General features: G+C 70.5%; 21 protein-coding genes. 14 read left to right on the top strand and 7 right to left on the bottom strand.

From position 1 onward, the window contains the following. The first annotated feature begins 53 nt into the window (after window positions 1–53). Window positions 54–2591: a leucine--tRNA ligase gene (gene leuS / locus ACFWCH_RS15455; RefSeq protein ID WP_136037320.1), complete on the top strand. Its 2538-nt coding sequence runs from the start codon at window positions 54–56 to the stop codon at window positions 2589–2591. Between the two features lie 25 nt (window positions 2592–2616). Here the strand turns inward: leuS and ACFWCH_RS15450 are convergent, their stop codons facing one another. After that, window positions 2617–3294, bottom strand: a complete 678-nt coding sequence (locus ACFWCH_RS15450) for a hypothetical protein (RefSeq protein ID WP_378803771.1) — start codon at window positions 3292–3294, stop codon at window positions 2617–2619. 215 nt (window positions 3295–3509) lie between these two features. Here ACFWCH_RS15450 and ACFWCH_RS15445 point away from each other — a divergent pair, with 215 nt between their 5' ends. The 4 genes from ACFWCH_RS15445 to holA are packed head-to-tail and all read left to right on the top strand — an operon-like array spanning window position 3510 to window position 7551. Continuing rightward, window positions 3510–4109 (top strand): ComEA family DNA-binding protein, encoded by a 600-nt coding sequence (locus ACFWCH_RS15445; protein ID WP_136037318.1) that lies wholly within the window; start codon window positions 3510–3512, stop codon window positions 4107–4109. Then, window positions 4106–6175 carry a ComEC/Rec2 family competence protein gene (locus ACFWCH_RS15440; protein WP_378803770.1) on the top strand — a complete coding sequence of 690 codons (2070 nt, stop codon included), beginning with the start codon at window positions 4106–4108 and terminating at the stop codon, window positions 6173–6175. The genes ACFWCH_RS15445 and ACFWCH_RS15440 overlap by 4 nt, the downstream gene beginning before the upstream one ends. Continuing rightward, window positions 6085–6504 (top strand): ComEC/Rec2 family competence protein, encoded by a 420-nt coding sequence (locus ACFWCH_RS15435; RefSeq protein ID WP_378803769.1) that lies wholly within the window; start codon window positions 6085–6087, stop codon window positions 6502–6504. The genes ACFWCH_RS15440 and ACFWCH_RS15435 overlap by 91 nt, the downstream gene beginning before the upstream one ends. Window positions 6505–6513: 9 nt before the next feature. Beyond that, window positions 6514–7551 carry a DNA polymerase III subunit delta gene (gene holA, locus ACFWCH_RS15430; protein ID WP_136030521.1) on the top strand — a complete coding sequence of 346 codons (1038 nt, stop codon included), beginning with the start codon at window positions 6514–6516 and terminating at the stop codon, window positions 7549–7551. 214 nt (window positions 7552–7765) lie between these two features. Here the strand turns inward: holA and rpsT are convergent, their stop codons facing one another. After that, window positions 7766–8026: a 30S ribosomal protein S20 gene (gene rpsT, locus ACFWCH_RS15425; protein WP_136030523.1), complete on the bottom strand. Its 261-nt coding sequence runs from the start codon at window positions 8024–8026 to the stop codon at window positions 7766–7768. Between the two features lie 221 nt (window positions 8027–8247). On the opposite strand from rpsT, the gene ACFWCH_RS15420 reads away from it, so the two are divergent. Both ACFWCH_RS15420 and ACFWCH_RS15415 read left to right on the top strand, forming a co-directional pair. Beyond that, window positions 8248–9621, top strand: coding sequence for a glycoside hydrolase family 1 protein (locus tag ACFWCH_RS15420; RefSeq protein WP_378803768.1), 1374 nt, complete (start codon window positions 8248–8250; stop codon window positions 9619–9621). Then, entirely contained in the window at window positions 9618–10853 is a 1236-nt protein-coding gene (locus tag ACFWCH_RS15415) for an MFS transporter (RefSeq protein ID WP_378803767.1), read from the top strand. The genes ACFWCH_RS15420 and ACFWCH_RS15415 overlap by 4 nt, the downstream gene beginning before the upstream one ends. Here ACFWCH_RS15415 and ACFWCH_RS15410 read toward each other — a convergent pair. The 5 genes from ACFWCH_RS15410 to ACFWCH_RS15390 all read right to left on the bottom strand — a co-directional run bounded on the left by ACFWCH_RS15410 (window position 10848) and on the right by ACFWCH_RS15390 (window position 17347). After that, window positions 10848–11579, bottom strand: coding sequence for an alpha/beta fold hydrolase (locus tag ACFWCH_RS15410; protein ID WP_136030529.1), 732 nt, complete (start codon window positions 11577–11579; stop codon window positions 10848–10850). The two genes, ACFWCH_RS15415 and ACFWCH_RS15410, sit on opposite strands and share 6 nt — an antisense overlap. 73 nt (window positions 11580–11652) lie before the next feature. Beyond that, a complete protein-coding gene (locus ACFWCH_RS15405; protein ID WP_378803766.1) occupies window positions 11653–13368 on the bottom strand; it encodes an ABC transporter family substrate-binding protein in 1716 nt (571 codons plus the stop codon). Between the two features lie 130 nt (window positions 13369–13498). After that, window positions 13499–15427: an ABC transporter ATP-binding protein gene (locus ACFWCH_RS15400; protein WP_136030533.1), complete on the bottom strand. Its 1929-nt coding sequence runs from the start codon at window positions 15425–15427 to the stop codon at window positions 13499–13501. After that, a complete protein-coding gene (locus tag ACFWCH_RS15395) occupies window positions 15424–16362 on the bottom strand; it encodes an ABC transporter permease (protein ID WP_136030535.1) in 939 nt (312 codons plus the stop codon). The genes ACFWCH_RS15400 and ACFWCH_RS15395 overlap by 4 nt, the downstream gene beginning before the upstream one ends. A 1-nt stretch (window position 16363) precedes the next feature. Then, a complete protein-coding gene (locus ACFWCH_RS15390; RefSeq protein ID WP_136030537.1) occupies window positions 16364–17347 on the bottom strand; it encodes an ABC transporter permease in 984 nt (327 codons plus the stop codon). Between the two features lie 242 nt (window positions 17348–17589). On the opposite strand from ACFWCH_RS15390, the gene lepA reads away from it, so the two are divergent. The 7 genes from lepA (at window position 17590) to ACFWCH_RS15355 (ending at window position 24785) form a co-directional block, all read left to right on the top strand. Continuing rightward, window positions 17590–19443, top strand: coding sequence for a translation elongation factor 4 (gene lepA, locus ACFWCH_RS15385; protein WP_378803765.1), 1854 nt, complete (start codon window positions 17590–17592; stop codon window positions 19441–19443). Window positions 19444–19514: 71 nt separating this feature from the next. Then, the gene (locus tag ACFWCH_RS15380; protein ID WP_136030542.1) at window positions 19515–20168 is read left to right on the top strand and encodes a DUF1990 family protein; all 654 of its coding nucleotides are present in this window, start codon (window positions 19515–19517) and stop codon (window positions 20166–20168) included. After that, entirely contained in the window at window positions 20168–21385 is a 1218-nt protein-coding gene (gene hemW, locus ACFWCH_RS15375; RefSeq protein ID WP_136030544.1) for a radical SAM family heme chaperone HemW, read from the top strand. Before ACFWCH_RS15380 ends, hemW begins: the two co-directional genes overlap by 1 nt. A gap of 104 nt (window positions 21386–21489) precedes the next feature. Then, the gene (gene hrcA / locus ACFWCH_RS15370) at window positions 21490–22521 is read left to right on the top strand and encodes a heat-inducible transcriptional repressor HrcA (RefSeq protein WP_136036372.1); all 1032 of its coding nucleotides are present in this window, start codon (window positions 21490–21492) and stop codon (window positions 22519–22521) included. A 32-nt stretch (window positions 22522–22553) separates the two neighbouring features. Then, entirely contained in the window at window positions 22554–23669 is a 1116-nt protein-coding gene (dnaJ, locus tag ACFWCH_RS15365) for a molecular chaperone DnaJ (protein ID WP_136030548.1), read from the top strand. Between the two features lie 2 nt (window positions 23670–23671). Continuing rightward, complete coding sequence (locus tag ACFWCH_RS15360) at window positions 23672–24400, top strand: 16S rRNA (uracil(1498)-N(3))-methyltransferase (protein WP_378803764.1); 729 nt, start codon at window positions 23672–23674, stop codon at window positions 24398–24400. Window positions 24401–24437: 37 nt separating this feature from the next. Next, complete coding sequence (locus tag ACFWCH_RS15355) at window positions 24438–24785, top strand: HIT domain-containing protein (RefSeq protein ID WP_136030553.1); 348 nt, start codon at window positions 24438–24440, stop codon at window positions 24783–24785. Window positions 24786–24815 lie beyond the last annotated feature (30 nt).

The following is a 24815-nucleotide window of genomic DNA, read 5'->3' as shown; positions in this document are numbered from 1 at the left end:
TGGTCGTGCGTTCGTTGTCCGAGAACCTGTCCACCGCTCCCGTCGACGAGGAGATGCCCTCGGCGCACGCCATCCAGGCCAAGTGGCAGAAGTACTGGGCGGAGCACGAGACGTTCCTTACCGGCGGCGACGGCGACACCCGCCCGCGGCGCTACGTCCTGGCGATGTTCCCGTACCCCTCGGGCGACCTGCACATGGGGCACGCGGAGAACTACCTCTATTCCGACATCGTGGCGCGGTTCTGGCGTCACCGCGGGCACAACGTGCTCAACCCGATCGGCTGGGACTCGTTCGGCCTGCCCGCCGAGAACGCGGCGATCCGCCAGGGCGCGGACCCGCGCGAGTGGACCTATCAGAACATCGCGCAGCAGAAGGTCGGCTTCGAGCAGTACGGCGTCTCGTTCGACTGGAGCCGCGTCCTGCACACGTCCGACCCGGAGTACTACCGCTGGAACCAGTGGCTGTTCCTGAAGATGTACGAGCGCGGCCTGGCGTACCGCAAGAAGAGCCCGGTCAACTGGTGCCCGAACGACCAGACGGTGCTGGCGAACGAGCAGGTCGTCGACGGTCGCTGCGAGCGCTGCGGCTACGAGGTCGTGAAGAAGAAGCTCACCCAGTGGTATTTCCGCATCACCGACTACGCGGATCGGCTGCTCGACGACCTGAATCAGCTCGAGGGTTTCTGGCCGCACAAGGTGCTGCAGATGCAGCGCAACTGGATCGGCCGCTCGGTCGGCGCCGACGTGGACTTCCGCATCGAGGGCCGTGACGAGCCGGTGACGGTGTTCTCCACGCGCCCTGACACCCTGCACGGTGCGACGTTCTTCGTGGTGGCGCCCGACTCCGATCTCGCCGCTGAACTGGCCGCCGAGGCTCCCGTCGAGGTGCGCCAGCGGTTCCAGGACTATCTGGAGCAGGTGCAGAAGGAGTCCGACATCGATCGGCAGTCCACGGATCGCCCCAAGACGGGCGTGTTCCTGGAGCGCTACGCGATCAACCCCGTGAACGGCGAGAAGCTGCCGGTGTGGGCCGCCGACTACGTGCTGGCCGACTACGGCCACGGCGCCGTGATGGCGGTTCCCGCGCACGACCAGCGCGACCTCGACTTCGCCCGCGCCTTCGACCTGCCGGTCAAGGTCGTGGTCGACACGACCGCGCCGATCACGGGGGCCATGCCGGTGATCGAGGTCGACGAGGAGGGCGTCCCGATCGACACGGGCGCCGCGCTCGACGAGCAGCACCCCGCATCGACCGGTGTCGCGCTCACGGGCGACGGTCGCATGATCAACTCGGGTCCGCTGAACGGGCTGTCCAAGCGCAACGCGATCGCCCGCGCGATCGAGCAGCTGGAGGCGTCGGGCACGGGCCGTGCGGCGAAGAACTACCGTCTGCGCGACTGGCTGATCTCGCGACAGCGCTTCTGGGGAACGCCGATCCCGATGCTGCACGGCGACGACGGCCGCATCGTGCCGGTGCCCGAGGACCGGCTGCCCGTGAAGCTGCCGAGCGTCGAGGGACTCGACCTCAAGCCCAAGGGCACCTCGCCGCTGGGCGGGGCGGAGAGCTGGGTGCGCACGACCGACCCGGAGACCGGCGACCCCATGCTGCGCGACCCCGACACGATGGACACGTTCGTCGACAGCTCGTGGTACTTCCTGCGCTTCCTCTCGCCGAACAGCGACACCGTGGCGTTCGACCCCGCCCAGGCGTCGCGCTGGGCGCCGGTGGACTCGTACATCGGCGGCGTCGAGCACGCGATCCTGCACCTGCTCTACGCACGCTTCATCACGAAGGTCCTGTTCGACATGGGCCTGATCGACTTCACCGAGCCGTTCTCGAACCTGATCAACCAGGGGATGGTGCTGCTCGACGGGCAGAAGATGTCGAAGAGCAAGGGCAACCTGGTGCTGTTCCAGGAGGAGCTCGACGCGCACGGCGCCGATGCGCTGCGCGTGGGCCTCGCCTTCGCCGGTCCGGTGGAGGACGACAAGGACTGGGCGGACGTGTCGACCACGGGCGCGCAGAAGTTCCTCTCGCGTGCGCTGCGCATCGGGCACGAGGTGTCCAGCCCGGTCGACGTGGTGTTCGACGGGGGAGACGCGGCCCTGCGTCGCGCCACGCACAAGCTGCTCGCGGAGGCTCCGGCCCTGGTCGAGCAGACCAAGTTCAACGTGCTGGTCGCCCGGCTGATGGAGCTGGTGAACGTCACCCGCAAGACCATCGACGGCGCGGGCGGTGCGGGCGACCCCGCGGTGCGCGAGGCCGCCGAGACGATCGCCGTGATGCTCGACCTGATCGCGCCGCACACCGCGGAGGAGATGTGGGAGCTGCTCGGGCACGAACCGTCCGTCGGACTGGTCACGTGGCGCTCGGCCGACCCCGCGCTGCTCGTGGAGGACACGGTCACGGCCGTCGTGCAGGTGGGCGGCAAGGTGCGGGCTCAGCTCGAGGTCCCCGCGCGCATCGGCGAGGCCGAGCTGGAAGCGCTCGCCCGCGCGGATGAGCGCGTGATCCGGTCGATCGGCGACCGCGAGATCGTGAAGGTCGTCGTGCGCGCTCCCAAGATCGTCAGCATCGTCGTCGCGGGCTGATCCGTCGCGACCTCCGGAGCCGCGGTCACGCGTCCTGGTCGGCGCGCGCGGCGTCCGCGACGGCGATGCCCCGGCGCATCGCCGCGCGAGACGCCTCGTCCCACGGGCCGGACTCCGCGAGCGGGATCTCGGTCAGGTAGCGGCGCTCGGACTCCGGCAGGAGCGTCACGAACCGGGTCGGATCGGAGCCGGCCATCGCATACAGAGCCGGACCGTCCGCGTAGTACAGATCGCACGCGACGAGACGCCCGTCGCTGCCGCGCATGATGTTGGACGGGTTCTGATCGAGGGGGCCGCACCAGGGCAGCGCCCGCGCTGCCCTGGCATGGATGCGGCGCACGACGTCGACGAGCTCGGCGACGTGCGGTGCGCGTTCGGCGATGGCGGTGTGGAAGGCGACCGCGTCCTTCTCGTCGACCGCGTGGAGCCACTCCATCACCTGCAGATCCCCGCCGCCCGCGAGTCGGCGGTGCGCGAACAATCGCGGTACCTGACCGGTGTGCGCGGCTTCGCGATACAGCGCGGCCGTGTACGGTCCGACCGGATCGAACGGGCTGATGCGCACCGCGGCGACGCCGTCGGGCGAGCGCAGGGCGAAGGCCCAGTCGCCCGCGCCGCTCGGCGTCCAGCCCGCCTCGCGGAAAGCGCGCTCAGCGTCGTGATGAGAGGCCTCCGGGGGCAGGTCGTCGACGATGTCGGTCACCGGTCCAGTCTGCGCCACGCGGCGGGCACGCATCGGAAGAGAGAGCGGCGTGCCCGGGCGCCGGCTCATGCGTGCTGCCAGCCTGGCGGCGTCGGAGCGAGCTCGGCTCCGATCGCCCCGCCTTCGGCTCTGCACGGCGGACCGGGCGCCGCTGTTGTCCACGACCGGCGGTTCTCCGTGGTCGCGGGGGGTCTGCGGAGACCTACCGTGACGGGGTGACTCCTCCCGCACCGACACCCGTACCCCGGCAGCGACGACTGCGGCTCGGTGTGGGCGCCGCGGTGGCACTGGCTCTCGTCGTGCTGTCGGCCGCCGTCGGACTGGGCATCCTGCGCGGTCAGGGCGCACCGGCGGAGTCCTTCCCGGTGGGCGACCGCGCGACGGCCGCGCCGTCGTCCGACGTGCTGTACGTGCACGTGCTCGGCGCGGTCGAGCGGCCGGGACTATATGTCGTCGGCGGTGATGCGCGGCTGGTCGATGCGGTGGCGGCCGCGGGTGGTACGACGGTCGACGCCGACCTCGCCGCGATCAACCTCGCCCGCCGGGTCGAGGACGGCGAGCAGATCCTCGTGCCCGTGGTCGGCGGGTCGGGCACCGGCTCTCCCGTCGCGGCACCCACCGACGCGCGGATCGACCTCAACGCGGCCGACCAGGCCGCGCTGGAGACGCTGCCGCGGATCGGCCCCGCCCTGGCCGCCCGCATCATCGCGTGGCGGGAGGAGAACGGACGCTTCCAGTCGGTGGACGACCTCCTCGGCGTGCCGGGCATCGGGGAGAAGCTGCTCGCGGGATTACGCGACGGGGTACGGGTGTGAAGTCCCGCGATCTCCGGCTCGTGCCGGTCGCCCTCGCGGTGTGGGCGGCGGCGCTCGTCTGCGTGTTCCAGCCCGGTCTCGCGGCGGCCTGTGCGCTCGTGTGCGGCGTCGCGGCGGGCGTCGTCCTGCTGGTGCTGCTCGCACGGGGGAGGCACGGCGCGGGGCTGGTCCTCCTGATGCTCGCGGCGGCCGCGGCCACGGCGCTGTCCGTGGGGTACGCCCTTCCGTCGCGCGAAGCCGCCGCGGGGCAGGGCGGCCGCGTGGTCGAAGCGGTGGTCGAGGTCACGTCGTCCGCGTCCACGGGTCAGGATGGGCGGCTCTGGGTCGAGGCGACCACGCAGAGCCTCGGTCCGCCGGGTCGGGCGCGCCCGGTCGCGGTGCCGGTGCGGATCGGGACCGTGCCCGCCGACGGCATCGACCTCGGCGCTCGGCTCCGCGTCGTGGGGGAGACCTCGGCGACGGAGGCGGGGGAGCGCGCGGTGCTGGTGCTCTACGCCACGACCACGGAGGTCGTGCAGCCTCCGTCCGGGGTGTTCGGCGTGGCCGCCACGGCGCGCCGCGCCTTCGTCGACCGCGCGCTGCGGCTGCCCGAGCCGGGCGGGGCGCTCCTGCCGGGACTCGCCGTGGGGGACACCAGGGCGGTGGGCTCCGACCTGGACGAAGACATGCGTTCGAGCGGTCTCAGTCACCTCACGGCCGTCAGCGGGGCGAACTGCGCGATCGTGGTGGCGGCGGTCTTCGGGCTCACGGCGCTGTGCGGTGGCGGCCGGGCGCTGCGGGTGGTGCTCGCGACCACGGCGCTCTCCGGCTTTGTGGTGCTGGTCACGCCGGAGCCGAGCGTGGTGCGCGCCGCGGTGATGGCGGGCGCGGGGATGCTGTCCGTGCTCCTAGGACGACCGAGCGCCGGTGCAGGCGTGCTCGCCCTGTCGACGATCATGATCCTGGTGTCCGATCCGTGGCTCGCCGCGACGCCCGGCTTCGCGCTGTCGGCCGCCGCGACGGGCGCACTCATCCTGCTCGCACCGCCGTTGTCACGCGGGTTGCGACGGTGGATGCCGGGCCCGGTCGCACTGGCGATCGCGGTCCCGCTCTCGGCGCAGCTCGCGTGCGGGCCCATCATCGCGCTGTTCGCGGAACAGCAGTCGCTCATCGGCGTGGCGGCGAACCTGATCGCGGAACCCGCGGCACCGGTCGCGACCGTGGTCGGGCTGCTCGCCTGCCTCGCGGCGCCCGTGCCCGCGGTCGCCGACCTCCTGGCCGCCACCGCGTGGCTGCCCGCGACCTGGATCGCGACGACCGCCCAGGTGACCGCGGACCTGCCCGGTGCGACCATCCTGCTGCCCGCAGGGATCGGCAGCGCGGCACTGGTCGCCGGGCTCGGCGCCGCGGTCGCGGTCGTGTGCCTGGAGGGCGGGAGCCGTGGTCCGCGGTGGCGCGTGCGCGGCGGCGCCGTGCTGCGCGGTGGCGCCGTCACGGTGCTCGTGGTCGCCGGCTCCCTCGCCGGGGCGCAGGCCCTGCTCGGCGGGCCCCTCGCGACGGCCGCGACCCCGGACGCCTGGTCGATCGCCGCGTGCGACGTGGGTCAGGGCGACGCGCTGCTCGTCCGATCCGAGGGCGCCGTGGCTCTGATCGACACCGGTCCGGCGCCGGAACCTCTTCGCGACTGCCTGCGCTCGCTCGGCATCGATCGACTCGACCTGCTCGTGCTCACCCACTTCGACCTGGACCATGCGGGCGGCGTCGAGGCCGTGCGGGGCCGGGTGTCCGCGGTGCTGCACGGGCCGACCGCCGACGCGGACGACGAGCGGACCCTCGCCTCGCTCGCGGCCGGGGGAGCACGGGTGGAGCAGGCGTCCGCGGGGCTCAGGGGAACCCTGGGCGGGGCGAGCTGGCGCGTGCGGTGGCCCGTTCGCGATACGACGGCGTTCCCCGCGGGCAACGACCTCGGCGTCGTGATGGAGTTCAGTGGGGAGAGGTGCCTCGCTCGCTCTTCCTCGCCGATCTGTCGGCCCCTGCGCAGCGCCTGCTCCAGCGTTCGGAGCGCCTCGGCCCGTACGCGGTGGTGAAGGTCGCCCACCACGGCAGCGCCGACCAGGACCCCGGGCTCTACCAGGCGCTCTCACCCGTGGTCGCGCTCATCAGCGTGGGTGCCGACAACGACTACGGGCACCCGCGCCGTGAGACGCTCGACCTGCTGGGCGCGCTGGGGGCCCAGGTGTATCGGACCGACGAGCGCGGACGCATCCTCCTCGGGCTGCGTCACGGCGCTCTGGCGATGTGGAGCGAGACGACTCCCGAGCGTCGAGGTCGTCGCCGTGGCAGCGGGACATCGTGCAGGTCTGCGCCGAACCAGCGGCAGCGATCGTCCGATCGCGGTGTCGGACGCCGCCGGTAGGCTGGGGTCATGGCAGCGTCCCGTCCTCCCGCCCGCGGTGGCGCGAAGCCCGCGAAGATCCCGCAGGTGTCGTGGCGCGAGCCCCGTCCCGCCCCGATCGTGCTCGTCTCCGGTCCGGAAGAGGTCTGCGCCGAGCGTGCGATCGCCGGTGTCCGCGACTATCTGCGCGCCGAGGATCCGGCCCTCGAGGTCAGCGACGTCCGCGCCGACGACTACGCCCCGGGCACGCTCCTGGCCCTCACGTCGCCCTCCCTGTTCGGTGAGCCGCGCCTCGTGCGGGTCTCCGGCGTCGAGAAGTGCTCCGACGCGTTCCTGCAGGAGGCCGTGTCCTATCTCGAGCAACCGCAGGAGGGCGCCACGGTCGTGCTCCGTCACACGGGCGCGAGCGTTCGTGGCAAGAAGCTGCTCGACGCCCTGCGTGCCGGCACGGGCGGGGGCATCGAGATCCCCTGCCCGGCGATCAAGCGAGACGGCGACAGGGTCGACTTCGCGGCGGGGGAGTTCGCGGCTGCCAAGAAGCGCATCGCGCCCCCGGCCCTGCGAGCCCTGGTCTCCGCGTTCGCCGATGACCTCACCGAGCTCGCCGCCGCCTGCCAGCAGCTGATCGGCGACGTCGAGGGCGACGTCACGGAAGAGGTCGTCACCAAGTACTACGGCGGCCGCGTCGAGGTGTCGGCGTTCGTCGTTGCCGACACGGCGATCGCCGGGCGCTACGGCGAGGCCCTGGTGTCGCTGCGGCACGCCCTGGCCTCCGGAGCGGATCCGGTGCCCATGGTCGCGGCGTTCGCCATGAAGCTGCGCACGATGGCGCGGGTCGCCGGGAATCGGGAGCCGAGCCGTCAGCTCGCGCAGCGCCTCGGGATGAAGGACTGGCAGGTCGACCGCGCCCGCCGCGACCTCGCGGGCTGGAACGAGCGGTCGCTCGGGATGGCGATCCAGGCCACCGCCCGCGCCGACGCCGAGGTGAAGGGTGCCGCCCGCGACCCGATCTTCGCGCTCGAGCGCATGGTCACGGTCATCGCCACGCGGGAGCCCTTCGGCGGCTGAGCGTGCGGCGCCCGCAGCCTGGCAGCGGTCCGCCACCCGTGAAGATGCACGTCGCCGGCACGCAGTCCCGGCGCGAGCGTGTGCCGCTGCACGCCGCCTCCGCGATGGAGGGCATGTTCCCGGCCCCTCGCTTGTCCCGTGTCGACCCCACGTGTTCCGGGAACGACAGAAGGCCCGCCTCGCGAGGAGACGGGCCTTCCGGATGATCAGATGCTCAGAGAGCGGCGACCTTCTTGGCGATGGCCGACTTGCGGTTGGCCGCCTGGTTCTTGTGGAGCACGCCCTTGCTGACGGCCTTGTCGAGCTTGACCGTGGCCTTCTTCAGGACCTTCTCGGCGGCGGCCTTGTCGCCGGCGGCGACGGCCTCGCGGGTCTGGCGGACGAGAGTCTTCAGCTCGCTCTTCACGGCCTTGTTGCGCTCGTGAGCCTTCTCGTTGGTCTTGTTGCGCTTGATCTGCGACTTGATGTTTGCCACGTGTGGACGCTTTCTGTACAGGAGTTGTTCGGAGTGCCGGCAGCAGAAGAGGGCTGCTGCACGGCGGTCGTGAGGGAAGAACCCACACGCAAGCCAAGAGCCAACTCTACCAGTCCGGGATGCATCGCGCGAAACGAGGCCGCGTCCGCGAAACTGCGTCGCGCTCGGAGTGGTACCGGGTGCAGAATCATCGTGACCCGACAACGACGTCAAGGAGCCCCATGACCCCCGCCTCCGTTCCTTCCCCCGCGCTCGGCCGGCTCCGCTGGTCTGCGGCGACCTCGGCGCTCCAGATCGAGGGCTCGCGCTCCGCCGACGGGGGAGGGCGCTCGATCTGGGACGACTACCTCGAAGCTCCCGGCGCGATCGTCGACGGCTCCACCGCCGACCCCGCCTGCGACAGCTACCGCCATCCCGAGCGTGACGCCGACCTCGCCTCCGCCCTCGGCCTCGACCGCTACCGCTTCTCGATCCCGTGGGCGCGGGTGCAGCCCGACGGACGTGGGCGCGGGAACACCGCAGCCCTCGACCACTACTCCCGGTTCGTCGATCTGCTGCTGGAGCGCGGCGTCACGCCCTTCCCCACGCTGTTCCACTGGGAGATGCCGAGCACCGTGGAGGAGACGGGCGGGTGGCTCGCGCGCGACACCGCCGAGCGATTCGGCGAGTATGCGGCGATCGTGGCCGACCGCCTGGGCGACCGCGTCGCGCACTGGTACACCCTCAACGAGCCGGCGATGACGACGCTCCAGGGCTACGCGGTGGGTGCCCTCGCACCGGGGAAGCAGCTGCTGTTCGACGCCCTGCCCACCGCCCATCACCAGCTGCTGGCTCACGCGCGGGCTGCGGCGGCGCTGCGCACGCGGGGTGCCACGGCGGTGGGACTGGTCAACAACCACACCTGGGTACTCCCGCTGCAGGATGCCCCGGAAGACCACGAGGCGGCGTTCGTCTACGACCTCCTGCACAACCGGATCTTCAGCACCCCGCTGCTCGACGGCGCGTACCCCGACCTGGAGGCGATCGGGCTGCCGCCGCTGCCCGTGGAGGAGGGCGACCTGGCGGCGATCGGCGGCTCGATCGACTTCTACGGCGTCAACTTCTACAACCCCACGACCGTGACGGCGTCCACCGCCGGAGGACCCATCCCGTTCGACATCGTGCCGACCCCCGGTGTGCCGGTGACGGGCTTCGGACCGGAGTGGCCGATCATGCCGTCCGCCCTGCGCGACCTGCTGGTCGACCTGCACGCCCGGCACCCGCAGCTGCCGCCCGTGATCATCGGTGAGAACGGTGCCTCCTTCCCCGAGCCCGACACGGCGGCCCGCGTGGACGACGCCGACCGGATCTCCTACCTGTCGGGGCACATCGCCGCGGTCGCCGAGGCCATCGACGCCGGAGTGCCGGTCGAGGAGTACACGGTGTGGTCGCTGCTGGACAACTGGGAGTGGGCCGACGGCTACACCCAGCGCTTCGGACTGGTGCACGTCGATTTCGTCACGGGGGAGTGCACCCCGAAGGCCTCGTACGACTGGTACCGCGACCTGATCGCCTCCGTCCGCACCGGTGCCACGACGTCGGCGGCGCGGCGATGACCGCGGCTCCGGCGACGCACCGCGTCCGGGCCGGCGCGCGGTGGATGTCGCTGTTCACGCTGGCGTGGCTGGCGATCTGGACCGTGCAGCTCACCCCGGTGCAGCTGCTCCTCCCGCTGCAGCTCGATACCCCGGAGGACGACTGGATCCGCGGGGTCGTGTCCTCCGGCCTCGTGCTCGGGGTGGGCGGACTGGCGGGCATCGTCGCCGGTCCGGCCGCCGGTGCCCTGTCGGATCGCGCGCGCGCCGGACGGCACCGCCGACGCCCGTGGGCGCTGGGTGGTGTCTGGCTGACGGCCCTGTGCCTGGTGCTGACCGGTTTCGCGACCGGACCCTGGGCGGTCGGTGCCGGGTGGGTGGGTGTCTCGATCGGCGTCGCGGTGTCGTCGGCCGCCTTCACCGCCCTGATCGCGGATCAGCTTCCGACCACGCAGCGGGGTGCCGCCTCCGCCGCCGTCGGCTCCGCCCAGGCGGTCGGGATCGTGCTCGGCGTCGGGCTGGTCGTGCTCCTCGGACTCGACATCGTGTCGGGCTACCTGCTCCTGGCCGCGGTGATCGCGATTGCGGGGTCGGTGGCCGCGCTCCTGCTGCCCGACCCGCCGACGACCGAGGCGCTGCGTCCCCGCGATGCCGGACGCCCCCGGCTGGCCTCGCTGCGCGACCGAGACTTCGCCTGGATGCTGTCCGGTCGGCTGGTGACCAACGTCGGCAATGCGCTCGGCACCGCCCTGTTCCTGTTCTTCCTGCTGCACGGGCTGGGGCAGGAGAACACGACCGCCCAGGACAACCTGCTGCTGCTGATCGTCGTCTACACGGTGTTCGTGGTGCTGGCCTCGGTGGTCACCGGCCTCGTATCCGACCGGACGGGGCGGCGCCGCACGCTCACGGTCGCCGCGACCGTGGTGCAGGCGGCGTCCGGAGTGGCGATCGTGCTGGTGCCCACGTTCGAGATGACCATGGTCGCCGCGGCGCTCATGGGGCTCGGCTACGGCGCCTTCTCCACGGTGGGACTCGCGTTCGCGGCCGACCTGCTGCCGGATGAGCAGGACCACGCCCGCGACCTCGGCATCGTGAACGTCACCGCGGCGCTCGGTCAGCTGATCGGCCCGGTCCTCGGGGCGGGGCTGGTGGCGCTGGTCGGCGGCTTCTGGCTCGTCTTCCTCGCCGCTGCGGTGCTGTCGCTCGTGGGGGGCCTGCTCACGGCGTTCGCACGGCAGCCCGCCCGCTCATGAGTCCTCGGCCTGCGCCTCGACGGTGGCGATCGCGAGGGCCAGCACCGCGTTGAACACCCGGGGTCGCATGGCCGTGACCAGGTGCGTGGTGCGGGGGACCACGATGAGCTCCGCGTGCGGTGCGAGCCGGCGGAACAGCGGTTCGTTCAGGCGCAGCTGGTCATACTGCCCGTTCACGAACCACAGCGGCACGTCGATGCGCGGGACGGCGGCGGCCACGTCCAGCGCGGCCAGGCTGCGCAGCGCGGTGTCCTGCATGTCGAGCGCGTAGCCACCGGCCTGGAAGTCGGCGCGGTTCTCGGCGGGGATCGTGGCGGCGAGCATCTGCCGCGTGAGCCACAGGCCGCGGTCGGGGAGCGAGTCGACGGCCCGCGCGAACAGTCGGTACGCGCGGAGCCCTGCACCCTGCGGGAGCGAGGTGCAGGCGGCCGCGACGAGCCCGGCGACCGGAGGACGCTCGGCGCCCCCGGTGTAGGCGAGGGAGAGCAGTCCGCCCATCGAGTGCCCGACCAGGAGCACGGGTCCGCGCTCGGCGGCGGCGCGCACGGCGGCATCGATCGTGTGGAGGGCCTCGTGCAGCGTGAAGTCCTCCGCCATGCGGGAGCCGTGCCCGGGAAGATCGAGCGCGGTCACGGGATGCCCGTGCTCCTCCAGGTACGCCACCTGGGAGCGCCACATGGTCGCCGAGGTGCGGATGCCGTGCACGAGGACGGTCTGGACGCTCACGTCTTCAGCATAAGGAAGCGGGGCCGGTGGCGAACCACCGACCCCGCGTCGACACGAGATGTGTCAGAGGGTGTTACTTCTCCCAGCCGACGTTCTCGACCGGCGTGACGCCGAACAGGTCGAGGCCCACGTAGGGCTCCGGCGTGAGGTTCGCCAGGCCGTTCTTGACCACGAAGATCGACGGGCCGTTGTAGAGCGGGATGACGCCCCACGTCTGCTCGATGATCTTCGGCTCGAGCTCCATGGAGGCGGCGGTCCAGGACTCCGCGTCCTTCTGCGACTCGACCTCGTCGGCGATCTGCTTGTCGATCTCGGCCGTGCCGGTGCCCGACAGGTTCAGCTGGCTGTCCGAGCAGTAGAGCTGGCAGAACCAAGCCGGACCGAACGGGTCGGAGTCGGTGAAGCGGAGCGACACCGCGTCCCAGTTCTTCGACGTCAGGTCGTTCGAGAAGTCGGCCGAGGGGCGGACGTCGATCTGCACGTCGATGCCGATCTCCTTCTGCTGCGCCTGGAGCGACTTCGCGAGGGCCTCGAGCGTGGGGTCCTCACCGAACACCGGGTAGGTGATGGACAGCTTCTCGCCGTCCTTCTCGCGGATGCCGTCGTCGCCCTCGGTCCAGCCGGCGTCGTCGAGCAGCTTCTTGGCGGCGTCGACGTCGTTCTTCAGACCGGCGGTCGCGAACGAGTCGGAGTAGCCGTCCTGGAACGCGTACAGGTTCAGCGAACCGGCGGCCGGCTCCTCGTAACCGAGGCCGTTCCACGCGATCTGCTTCTGCTGGTCGATGTTGATGCCCATGAAGAAGGCCTTGCGCACGTCGATGTCCTCGAACTGCGGCTTGTCGGCGTCGACCATGATGATCGTCTTCGCGGTCTGCTGCGCGCGGCGCACCGTGGTGTCGTCGACGTCCTGCAGCTGCTTCAGACGGTCGTTGGTGTTGGCGCCCACCATGTCGATCTCGCCGTTCTTGAAGGCGTTGATCGCGGCGTCCGGCTCCATCGCCGTGAAGGTCACCGAGTCGAGCAGCGGTGCGTTGCCCCACCACTCGGGGTTCGGCTTGAACGAGACGAAGCCGCCGTTCGGGTCGAACGTGTCGACCGTGTACGGTCCGGCGCCCCACTCGGGGTGCATGTTGCCGATGAAGCCCTCGTTGAAGACGGTCGGGTCGGCGACGGCCGGGTGCAGCACGCCACCGGTCAGGAACGCCATGGACGGCCAGGCGTAGATGCCGTCGAAGGTGACGACCGCGGTCTTGGCGGAGTCGCCCTGCTCGACGCTCTTGATCTGCTTGTAGCCGTCGGTCGCGTTGGGGGTGAAGCCCTCGTCGTAGGAGCGGTTGGCCTTCCACGTCGCGTCGATGGCCGTCCAGTCCATGTCCGTGCCGTCGTTGAAGTGGGCCTCGTCCGTGAACGTGAACGTGATGGTGGTGTTGCCGTCGTTCTCGCCGATGTCGTAGGCGTCGAGGTACGCGTCGTTCTTCGTGACCTCGCCCTCCGGCGAGACGAGCAGGATCTGCGGCATGTACCACGACCACAGACGCACGGTGTCCGCGCTGCCGTCACCGTTGAAGGCGTTCAGCTGCTCGGGGATCTCGTTGATCGGGAAGTTGACCTCGCCACCCTCCTGCAGGTTGCTGCGGTCCTGGGGGTTGTAGTCGGCGGACTTGGTCTCGACCTTGTCGCCGCCGTTGTCCCCGCCACCGGTGTTTCCGGACCCGCTCGCGCAACCCGCGAGGGCGAGTGCCAGGGCGCCGCTGATCGCGATCGCCCCCAGCAACTTCTTGTTCTTCATGGTGCTCCTTTCGCCTTTCGGCGTTTCATAAAGGGAAGAATAGTTCGCGGTCGCGACCGGCATACCGCCCCGGAGTGAATCGCGCCTAACCGTTATCGGACGGTGACCAGCAACCCCGCGACCGCGGCGATCAGACCGTCGCGGGCTTGGTCGACATGGTCGCCGCGTCGAACACGACGCGCTGGCGGGTGCGCTCCACATCCGGGTCGGGGACGGGGATGGCCGACAGCAGCGCCTGCGTGTACGGGTGCTGCGGGTTGTCGAACACGTCGTCCACGTCGCCGTGCTCCACGAACTCGCCGAGGTACATCACGGCCACGCGGTCGGCGATGTGGCGCACCACGGACAGGTCGTGCGCGACGAACAGGTACGACAGGCCCAGCTTCACCTTCAGCTCGTCGAGCAGGTTGATCACACCGGCCTGGATCGACACGTCGAGCGCCGAGACCGGCTCATCGAGCACCACGATCTTCGGGTTCGTCGACAGGGCGCGGGCGATGCCGATGCGCTGCCGCTGACCGCCGGAGAACGCCTGGGGGAAGCGGTCGCTGTGCGCCGGGTTCAGGCCGACGAGGTCCATCAGCTCGTCCACGCGACGGTGCGCCTCCTCCTTGGGCGTGCCGATCGCGAACAGCGGCTCGGAGATGATGTCGGCGACCGTCATGCGCGGGTCGAGGGCGCCCATCGGGTCCTGGAACACGATCTGGATGTCGCGTCGCAGCGCCCGCTCCACCTTGCGGCTGTGGATGTCGTTGACGCTGGTGCCGGCGATCACGATGTCGCCCTCGCTCTGCTTGACCATGTCCATGATCTGCAGCAGGGTCGTGGTCTTGCCGGAGCCGGACTCGCCGACGATGGCCATCGTCTCGCCCTCACGGACGTCGAAGCTGATGCCCTTGATCGCCTGCACCTCGCCGACCTTGCGCTTGAGGAACGCGCCCTTGAGCAGCGGGAAGGTCTTCGTGAGGTTCTTGACCTCGAGCGTGACCGGGCGCTCCTCGCGCGGGAGTCGCGTGAGGTCGCTCTCCGGCACCGCGCGCACGGGGTAGACCGGGAGGCCGCCCAGCAGGCCGCCGTCCTCGATCTCGTGCGAGCGGATGCAGGCGGCGCGGTGCAGGTCGCCCGAGCCGGTGGCCACGGGGAGCAGCTCCGGCTCCTTCGCGCGGCACGCGTCCATCACGATGGGGCAGCGGTCGGCGAAGGGGCACGCGTCGGGCAGGTCGATCAGCAGCGGCGGGTTGCCCTTGATCGGGGTGAGCGGCTGCTTGTCGCCCTTGTCCACGCGCGGGATCGCGCCCAGCAGGCCGATCGAGTACGGCATGCGCGTCTTGTGGAACAGCTCGTGCACGGGCGCCTGCTCCACGGGCTTGCCCGCGTACATCACCAGCACGTCGTCGGCCGTGCGGGCCACCACGCCCATGTCGTGCGTGATCATGATCACCGCGGCTCCGGTCTCGTCCTGCGCCTTCTCGATCAGGTCGAGGATCTGCGCCTGGATCGTGACGTCGAGGGCCGTGGTCGGCTCATCGCAGATGATGAGCTTGGGGTTGTTGGCCATCGCGATGGCGATCACCACGCGCTGGCGCATGCCGCCGGAGAACTCGTGCGGGAACGACTTCATGCGCCGCTCCGGCTCGGTGATGCCGACGAGCTTCAGCAGCTCGACCGAGCGGTCCCACGCATCCTTCTTCGACAGGCTGCGGTGCACCGTGAGGGCCTCGATGAGCTGGTCGCCCACGGTGTAGACGGGGGTGAGCGAGGTCAGCGGGTCCTGGAAGACCATCGACATGCCGTTGCCGCGGATCACCGACAGCTGCTTGTCGCTCATGCCGATCAGCTCTTTGCCGTCGTACATGATCGAGCCGGTGACCTTGGCGTTCTCGTCGAGGAGTCCCATGATCGCGAGCGAGGTGACGGACTTGCCGGAGCCGGACTCGCCGACGATGCCGAGGGTCTTGCCGGCTTCGAGGTCGAACGAGACGCCGCGCACGGCGTCGACGCGGCCGGCCTCGGAGGCGAAGCTGACCTTGAGATCGCGGACGGAGAGGACGTTGGTCATGCGCGGCCTCCTGCAGCCGAGGTCGGGTCGAGGGCGTCGCGCAGGCCGTCGGCGATCAACGCCATCGACACCGTGAGCAGGGTCAGCGCCGCCGCCGGGAAGTAGAACAGCCACGGGGCCGTGGTGAGCGAGCTCGAGCCGGCACCGATCAGGGCGCCGAGCGACACGTCGGGGATCTTGACGCCGAAGCCGAGGAACGACAGGCCGGTCTCAGTCACGACGGCCGAGACGACGCCGAGGGTGAAGTTGATCACGAGGAGCGAGCCGATGTTCGGCAGCAGGTGGCGCAGCACGATCTTCATGCCGCCCACGCCCATGTAGCGGGCCGCGCTGACATACTCGCGCTCGCGCAGCGACAGGGCCATGGTCCAGATGACGCGGGCGGGGAAGTACCACCCGATCACGAAGATCATGATGAGCGCGATCACGCGCCAGTCTCCGCCGGCCTTGTTCGAGATCATCGCGAGGATGAGGAAGCTCGGGATCACCATCATGAAGTGGATGATCAGGAGCGAGATGCGCTCGGTCCAGCCGCCGAAGTAGGCCGCGGCCGTGCCGACCAGGGCCGACACGATCGTGACGCCGATCGAGACCGTGAGCGCGATCATGAGAGAGCGCTGCAGGCCGACTGCCACCTGCGCGAACAGGTCGTTGCCGGCGTTGTTGGTGCCGAACCAGTGCTCCGTGGACGGAGGGGTGCTCAGGTTCAGGAAGTCGAGCTCCACGTGGTCGTAGCGCGCGATCAGCGGGCCGAAGATCGCGAACAGCACGAGCAGCGCGAAGATCACCAGGCCGATGAGCGCACCGCGGTTGCGGGAGAAGCGCCGCCAGTACAGGCTCCACTTCGACAGGCGCTTCGTCGCGACGCGGGTGGTCTCGGGGCCGGCGGCCGCGGGGTCCGGGTGGATGGTCGGGTCGAGCATGTCGGTGCTCATGTCAGCTCACTCTCACACGCGGGTCGAGGACCACGACGGCGATGTCGGCGAGGATCGCGCCGATCGCCGTGAGGACCGCGCCGAAGGCCGCGATCGCGACGGTTCCGTGGATGTCGTTCTTCGAGATGGTCTCGATGAAGTACTTGCCCATGCCGTTCCACGCGAAGATCGTCTCGGTCAGGACCGCGCCGGTGAAGATGGCGGGGATCGTGAAGGCGACCTGCGTGGCGACGGGGATCAGCGAGGTGCGCAGTGCGTGCTTGCGGATGGCCTGCTGCTTGGTGAGGCCCTTGGCGCGAGCGGTGCGCACGTAGTCGGCGTTGATGTTGTCCAGCAGCAGCGAGCGCTGCAGGAAGTGGATGCTCGCGTAGCCCGTGAGCACCAGGGCTATGGTCGGCAGCGTCAGATGCTGCAGCACATCTATCAGGGTGGGGAAGAAGCCCTCGACCCCCTGACTGGCGTTCCCTGTCACATAGAAGATGCGCGTGCCGGTGGCGTTGTTGAGGCCGATCGCGAGCAGCACGATCGCGAAGGCCGCGACAACGATCGGGATGTTCAGCGTGATGATGCTGGTGGCCTGGCCGATGCGGTCGGCGAGCTTGTACTGGCGGGAGGCCGTGTACACGCCGAGCGCGATGCCGAGGATCGTGGTGATGATCGTCGCGCCGAGCACGAGCTCCGCGCTGACCCACATGCGGTACGCGACCTGCTCGTTGACGGAGCCGCCGGTCGGGCTCACCCCCCAGTCCCAGCGGAGGAGGATGCTCGTGAACCAGTTCCACCAGCGCTCGATGAGCGGCACGGTGTCGCTGAGGTTGCGGGGCACGAGGAGGTTGTTGATCTGCTCTTCACTGAGCGGAGGACGACGGCCCACGTAGTTGCTGCGCGGATCGAGGAACCCCCACGCGAGGAAGTAGGTGAGGTTCGTCGCGACCACGATCATGAGCAGCCAGCCGAGGGCGCGGCGTGCGAGGTACTTGATCAAGGGGGATTGTCTTTCTCTTCTCCAGACGCGCTCGGGATCCGCCGACGCAACGCTGAGCCGGGCGGATGAATCGGGCGCCATCCGCCGTTCTGCGCGACGCGACAGCCCTCACGGAGTCTGTGACGGAGTCGTATCGCTTACGGGATCCGGTGTCACGGATTGATCCCGGGCAACTTCGGGAGACTATCACCGATGTCCCCGAATGGGGATTCCCCTGCCCCTCACCGTAGAATCGACGGGACATGTCCCCACGCGCTCTCACCCCGCTTCAGCCTGCCGCGACGCCGGCTGCGCAGATCCGCAATTTCTGCATCATCGCCCACATCGATCACGGCAAGTCGACGCTCGCCGACCGCATGCTCCAGATCACCGGAGTGGTGTCGGACCGGGACATGCGGGCGCAGTACCTCGACCGCATGGACATCGAGCGCGAGCGCGGCATCACCATCAAGAGCCAGGCCGTGCGCATGCCCTGGGAGATCGACGGCGAGACGTTCGCGCTCAACATGATCGACACCCCCGGCCACGTGGACTTCACCTACGAGGTCTCGCGCTCCCTCGCCGCGTGCGAGGGGGCGATCCTCCTGGTCGACGCCGCACAGGGGATCGAGGCGCAGACGCTCGCCAACCTCTACCTGGCGCTCGAGAACGACCTGCACATCATCCCGGTCCTCAACAAGATCGACCTCCCGGCGGCCGACCCGGAGAAGTACGCGAAGGAGCTCGCGTCGCTCATCGGCGGCAAGCCGGAAGACGTGCTGCGCGTGTCGGGCAAGACCGGCGTCGGCGTCGAGGACCTGCTCGACCGCCTCGTGCAGGAGATCCCCGCGCCCGTCGGAGACGCCGAGGCTCCCGCCCGCGCCATGATCTTCGACTCCGTGTACGACGCCTACCGCGGTGTCGTCACCTACGTGCGCATGGTCGACGGCAGCCTCTCTCCGCGCGAGCGCATCCAGATGATGTCGACCGGGGCGAACCATGAGGCCCTCGAGGTCGGCGTCTCCAGCCCGGAGCCGACGCCCACGAAGGGCCTCGGCGTCGGCGAGGTGGGCTACCTCATCACCGGCGTGAAGGACGTGCGCCAGTCGAAGGTCGGCGACACCATCACGAACGCGCGCAAGCCCGCCGCTGAGGCGCTCCCCGGTTACACCGACCCGAAGCCGATGGTGTTCTCGGGCATCTACCCGATCGACGGCAGCGACTACGCGGAACTGCGCGAGGCCCTCGACAAGCTCAAGCTCTCCGACGCGTCGCTGCAGTACGAGCCGGAGACCTCGGTCGCGCTCGGCTTCGGCTTCCGCTGCGGCTTCCTCGGCCTGCTGCACCTGGAGATCGTGACGGAGCGGCTCGCGCGCGAGTTCGGCCTCGACCTCATCACCACGGCGCCGAGCGTGATCTACGAGGTCGTCACCAGCGACACCGGCGAGACGGTCACGGTCACGAACCCGAGCGAGTACCCCGATGGGCGCATCGGCTCGGTGTCGGAGCCGATGGTGAAGGCGGCGATCCTGCTGCCCAAGGACTACGTCGGCACCGTGATGGAGCTGTGCCAGTCGCGGCGCGGCACGCTGCTGGGCATGGAGTACTTCTCGGAGGAGCGCGTCGAGCTGCGCTACAACATGCCGCTCGGCGAGATCGTGTTCGACTTCTTCGACCAGCTCAAGTCCAAGACGCAGGGGTACGCCTCGCTCGACTACGAGCCCTCCGGTCAGCAGGAGGCCGACCTGGTGAAGGTCGACATCCTCCTCCAGGGCGAGAAGGTCGACGCCTTCAGCTCGATCGTGCACCGCGACAAGGCCTACGCGTACGGCACGATGATGGCCGAGCGCCTGCGCAAGCTCATCCCTCGTCAGCAGTTCGAGGTGCCGATCCAGGCGGCGATCGGTGCGCGCATCATCGCCCGCGAGACCATCCGCGCGATCCGCAAGGACGTGCTCGCCAAGTGCTACGGCGGTGACATCACCCGCAAGCGCAAGCTCCTCGAGAAGCAGAAGGAGGGCAAGAAGCGCATGAAGATGGTCGGCCGCGTCGAGGTCCCCCAGGAGGCGTTCATCGCGGCGCTCTCCGGCGACGTCGAGGGCAAGGACAAGAAGTAACCCGGGCGATCCTGGGCGCTCCCGTGGTGCGGGGGGTGTTCGCCCAGGGAACCCGAAGTAGGCTGGATCTCATGCGGCGCGGGACTTTCCGAGACGACACGGTGGACTATGCGGCCGTGGGTGCGACCCACGCCCCCGACCTGATGCAGTACCCGCCGGAGCGCAGCATCCCGGCGGAGGAGTCCTGGCGGATCGGCAGCGGCGAGGAGCGGTTCCAGACGGCGGGCGAGGCCCTGCTGTCGTGGACGGCGCAGCGCGCAGCGGGACTCTCGGTGGAAGACGTGCGTCCTGCCCCGGGCCCCGCGTACGCCGGGGTCAGCTTCGACGCCGAGGGCAACCCGATCGCGCCGAGCAAGCGCGATGTCGAGCCGCGCTACGACGCGGAGGGCATGCCGTTCGTCGGCGCCGGGATGACGCTGCACCTGCGCGGTCGGGTGGGCGGCATGCGCGCCGACTCCGAGCTGCGCGTGATCTCGGTCACCGAGGAGACACGGCGCATCGGCTTCGTGCTCGGGACGATCGGGGGCTCGGTCGTCAGCGGCGAGGAGTCGTTCGACGTCGACTGGCGCGAGGACAACGACGAGGTGTGGTTCACGGTGCGCGCGTTCGACGCGCCCAACGCGCTCGTCTACCGCCTGATCCCGGCACTCATGAAGCGGCGCCGCCGCGAGCTGTTCGCGCGGTACCTGCGCGCGATCTCCCCGCTGTACGCGACCCCCGTCTGATGGCGGGACCGCTTCCCCTCGGCGATCCGGCTCCCGCCGACGGCCGCCTGCCCGACGACCTGACGATCTCTGCCGACACCCCGTTCTCGGCGTACCTGCACGTGCCGTTCTGCCGCGTGCGCTGCGGCTACTGCGACTTCAACACCTATACGTCGAGCGAGCTGCGCGGCGCGAAGCAGGAGGACTATGCGTCGACCCTGATCGGCGAGATCGCCCTCGCTCGCGGCGTGCTGGAGGCCGCGGGGGCGCTGCGACCGATGGACACGGTGTTCTTCGGGGGCGGCACGCCGACGCTGCTGCCCCCGGGCGACCTCGCGCGCATGCTCGGCGCGGCGACCGCGGCGTTCGGGCTGGCGCCGGGTGCCGAGGTGACGGTGGAGGCGAACCCCGACACGGTGACGCCCGAGGTGGCGCGCACCCTCGCGGAGGCCGGCGTCACGCGGTTGTCGATCGGCATGCAGTCGGCGGTGCCGCACGTGCTCGCCGCTCTCGATCGCACGCATCAGCCGGAGAACGTGCGGACGGCGGTGGCCGCGGCCAAGGGTGCGGGACTGGACGTCAGCGTCGATCTCATCTACGGCGCGCCGGGGGAGTCGCTCGCCGACTGGGAGGCGTCGCTCGATGCGGCCCTCCAGCTCGAGTCGGACCACATCTCCGCGTACGCGTTGATCATCGAGGACGGCACGAAGCTGGCGCGGCAGATCCGTCGCGGCGAGGTGCCAGCCCCCGACGACGACCTGCAGGCGGACATGTACGAGCTGGCCGACGAGCGGCTGGCCGCGGCGGGCTTCGAGTGGTACGAGGTCAGCAACTGGGCGCGCACGCCGGAGCAGAGGTCGCGGCACAACCTGGCGTACTGGCGGGGGAGCGACTGGTGGGGCTTCGGTCCCGGCGCGCACAGCCACGTGGCGGGACTGCGCTGGTGGAACGTGAAGCATCCGGCCGCCTACGCGCAGCGGCTCGCGGCGTCCGCGTCTCCGGCGGCGGGACGGGAGCGCCCCGACGTGGAGGCCCAGACGCTCGAGCGCATCCTGCTGCTCAGCCGCATCCGCGAGGGCATCGCGGTGGACGACCTGCCCGCGGCGAACCGCCCCCGCGTGGCCGGGCTCATCGCGGACGGCCTGATCGACGCGGCGGCGGCGATCCGCGGGCGCGTGCAGCTCACCCTGCGCGGACGCCTCCTCGCCGACGCGGTGGTGCGCGAGCTCACCGACTGAGTGATCGGCGCGCGGGTTCGGAGAACTCCCGGTCGTACGCGGTAGGATTGGCACTCAGGGTGTCAGAGTGCCAGCGTCCGGTCGTCAGCGGGAAGGGGTGGGCCATGGTCACAGAGCGAGGACTCCAGGTTCTCCGCGCGATCGTGCAGGACTACGTCGAGACGCACGAGCCGGTGGGCAGCCGATCGATCGTCGACCGTCACTCGTTCGGGGTGTCCGCGGCGACGATCCGCAACGACATGGCGCAGCTCGAAGACGAGGAGCTCATCACCGCCCCCCACACGTCGTCCGGTCGCGTGCCCACCGACAAGGGCTACCGCGTGTTCGTCAACCACCTCGCCCAGCTCCGTCCCCTCTCCTCGGCGCAGCGCTCGGCGATCGAGTCGTTCCTCGCCGACCCCGCCGACCTCGACGACCTCATGGCGCGCACGGTGCGGGTACTGACGCAGCTCACGGGCCAGGTCGCGCTGGCGCAGTATCCGTCGTTCGCCCGCGCGCGGGTCACGCACGTGGAGCTCGTCGCGCTGGCCCCCAACCGTCTCCTGACCGTGCTGGTGACCGATGCCGGCGGCGTCTCGCAGCGGATGACCGTGCTGCCGGATGCGATCGACGAGGCCGATCTCGGTGTGCTCCGCGCCCGGCTTTCCGCGCTCATCACGGGGCAGGCGATCGCGGAGGCGTCCGAGCGGCTGCAGACCCTGCTGGCCGCGGAGGAGACGCCGCGCGACCGCGTGCTGCGCACTCTCGCCGGCGTCCTCGTCGACGAGCTGGGCGGGTTCCGTCAGGAGCGACTGGTGATGGCGGGCGCGGCGACCCTCGCCCGCCGCGAGCACGACTTCCGCGGCAGCATCCACCCGCTCCTCGAGGCGATCGAGGAGCAGGTGACGCTGCTGCGGCTGATGAGCGAGATGGTGGCCGACGAGCACGGCCTGGCGGCCAGCATCGGCACCGAGAACGCGCCGTTCGGTCTCGGCGAGGCGTCGATCGTCGCGAGCGACTACGCGGCACCGACCGGAACGGCGCGCGTCGGCGTGATGGGGCCGACGCGCATGGACTATCCGAGCAACCTGGCGGCGGCGCGGGCGGTGGCCCGCTACCTGTCGCGGATGCTCGACGACGACGAGGCCGGCCGCTGACGCGGCCCCACGGAACACGCAGAAGGGCGATTGTGGCGGACCACTATGAGGTTCTCGGGGTGTCCCGGGACGCTTCCACGGATGAGATCAAGAAGGCGTACCGCCGACTGGCGCGGCAGCTCCACCCGGACGTGAATCCGGGCGAGGACGCGGCCGAGCGGTTCAAGCTCGTCACCCACGCCTACGACGTGCTCAGCGACGAGGAGTCGCGACGCCGCTACGACATGGGCGGCGGGGACGGCGCCGCGGGCAACTTCGGCGGCTTCGGCGGGTTCGGCGACATCTTCGAGACGTTCTTCGGCGCCGCGCAGGGCGGTGGCCGCGGAGCCCGACCCCGGTCGCGGCGCGAGCGCGGTCAAGACGCCCTGGTGCGCGTGACGCTCGAGCTGGGCGACGTCGTGTTCGGCGCACACCGCGACATCGAGGTCGACACCGCGGTGCTGTGCGAGACGTGTCAGGGCTCGTGCTGCCAGGAGGGCACGTCGCCCGTCACGTGCGACATCTGCGGCGGCACCGGCCACGTGCAGCGTCAGGTGCGCAGCCTGCTCGGCAACGTCGTCACCTCGCAGCCGTGCGGCACGTGCGAGGGCTACGGCACCACCATCCCGTATCCGTGCGGCACGTGCGGCGGACAGGGGCGCGTGCGGTCGCGGCGCACCGTGTCGCTCGACATCCCCGCCGGCGTGGAGACCGGACTGCGGCTTCAGCTGCCCGGCTCCGGTGAGGTCGGTCGCGCCGGTGGTCCCAACGGTGACCTGTACGTGGAGGTCACGGTCACCCCGCACCCCGCGTTCAGCCGGGAGGGCGACGACCTCCTCGCGACGCTCGAGGTGTCGATGACCGATGCGATCCTCGGCACCGACACGTCGATCGAGGGCCTGGACGGCGAGGTCGACCTGGAGATCCGCCCCGGTGTGCAGTCCGGCGACGTGCTGACGATCAAGGGCCGCGGCATCACGCCGCTGCGCGGCACCCAGCGCGGCGACCTGCGCGTGGGCGTGCAGGTCGTGACACCCACGAAGCTCGACGCGTCGCAGCGCAAGCTCATCGAGGACTTCGCGAAGAAGGCGAAGGCTCCGGCCCCGCAGCTCGCCCAGTTCCAGCAGGGGCTGTTCTCGAAGCTGCGCGACCGGTTCCGCGGACACTGATCGTGGCGCTCCACTTCCTTGTCGAGACGGCGGGAGGCGCGGCCGTCGGCGACGTGGTCACGCTGACCGGCGCCGAGGCGAAGCACGCGGCCGTGGTGCGTCGGCTGCGGGTCGGCGAGGCCGTGACGGTGGGGGACGGCCGTGGCGCGTGGCTGACCGGCGTCGCGGAGGAGGTCTCGCCGTCGCGCGTCGAGGTGCGGGTGCAAGAGCGCGCGGAGTCGCCGGCGCCGTCGCCGAGGGTCGTGCTGGTGCAGGCGCTCGCGAAGGGCGACCGTGACGAGCTCGCGGTGCAGGCGGCGTGCGAGCTCGGCGTGGACGAGATCGTGCCGTGGCAGGCGGGTCGCAGCATCTCGCGCTGGGAGGGGCCCAAGGCCGCGAAGGGTCGCGAGCGCTGGGCGACGATCGTGCGCGAGGCGGCCAAGCAGGCCCATCGCGCATGGGTGCCGGAGGTCGCGCCGGTCGAGTCGACCGCGCAGCTGGCGGCGCGCGCGGCGCAGCAGCGGGTGCTGCTGCTCGACCCGACCGCGCCAGGGCGGCTGTCCGACCTGGAGCCCGACGGCCGCGACCTCGTGCTGGTGGTGGGGCCCGAGGGCGGCATCTCCACCGAGGAGCTGGAGCGGCTCACGGCGGCGGGCGCGGAGCGCGTGCTCCTCGGCGACACGGTGCTGCGCACGTCCACGGCCGGACCGGCGGCGATCGCGGTGCTGTCGGTCGCTCTCGGCCGCTGGTGACCGCCGCCGCGTGCAGGGGCCCCGGTAAGCTGAACGCATGAGCGAACCCTCGATCTTCACGCGCATCCTGAACGGGGACATCCCCGGCGAGATCCTGCTCGATGCGGGTCGGGTGTTCGTGATCCGCGACATCAACCCGCAGGCTCCGCTGCACGCGCTCGTGATCCCGAAGACCGAGGAGTACCGCGACGTGACGGAGCTCGCGGCGGGTGACCCGGGTCTGCTGGCCGAGATGGTCGCGGCAGCGAAGCGCATCGCCGACGAGCACGCCAACGGCGAGTACCGCCTCATCTTCAACAACGGCGCGAGCGCCGCCCAGTCCGTCTTCCACGTGCACGCCCATGTGCTCGGCAATCTCGAGGAGAACAAGCTCGTTGGCTTCTGACGATCAGGAAACCGTCACCGAACGCATCTA

The organism is Microbacterium sp. NPDC060132 (assembly GCF_042729675.1).
Classification (GTDB): Bacteria; Actinomycetota; Actinomycetes; order Actinomycetales; family Microbacteriaceae; genus Microbacterium; species Microbacterium sufflavum.
This window is presented reverse-complemented; position numbering and strand designations above follow the sequence as displayed.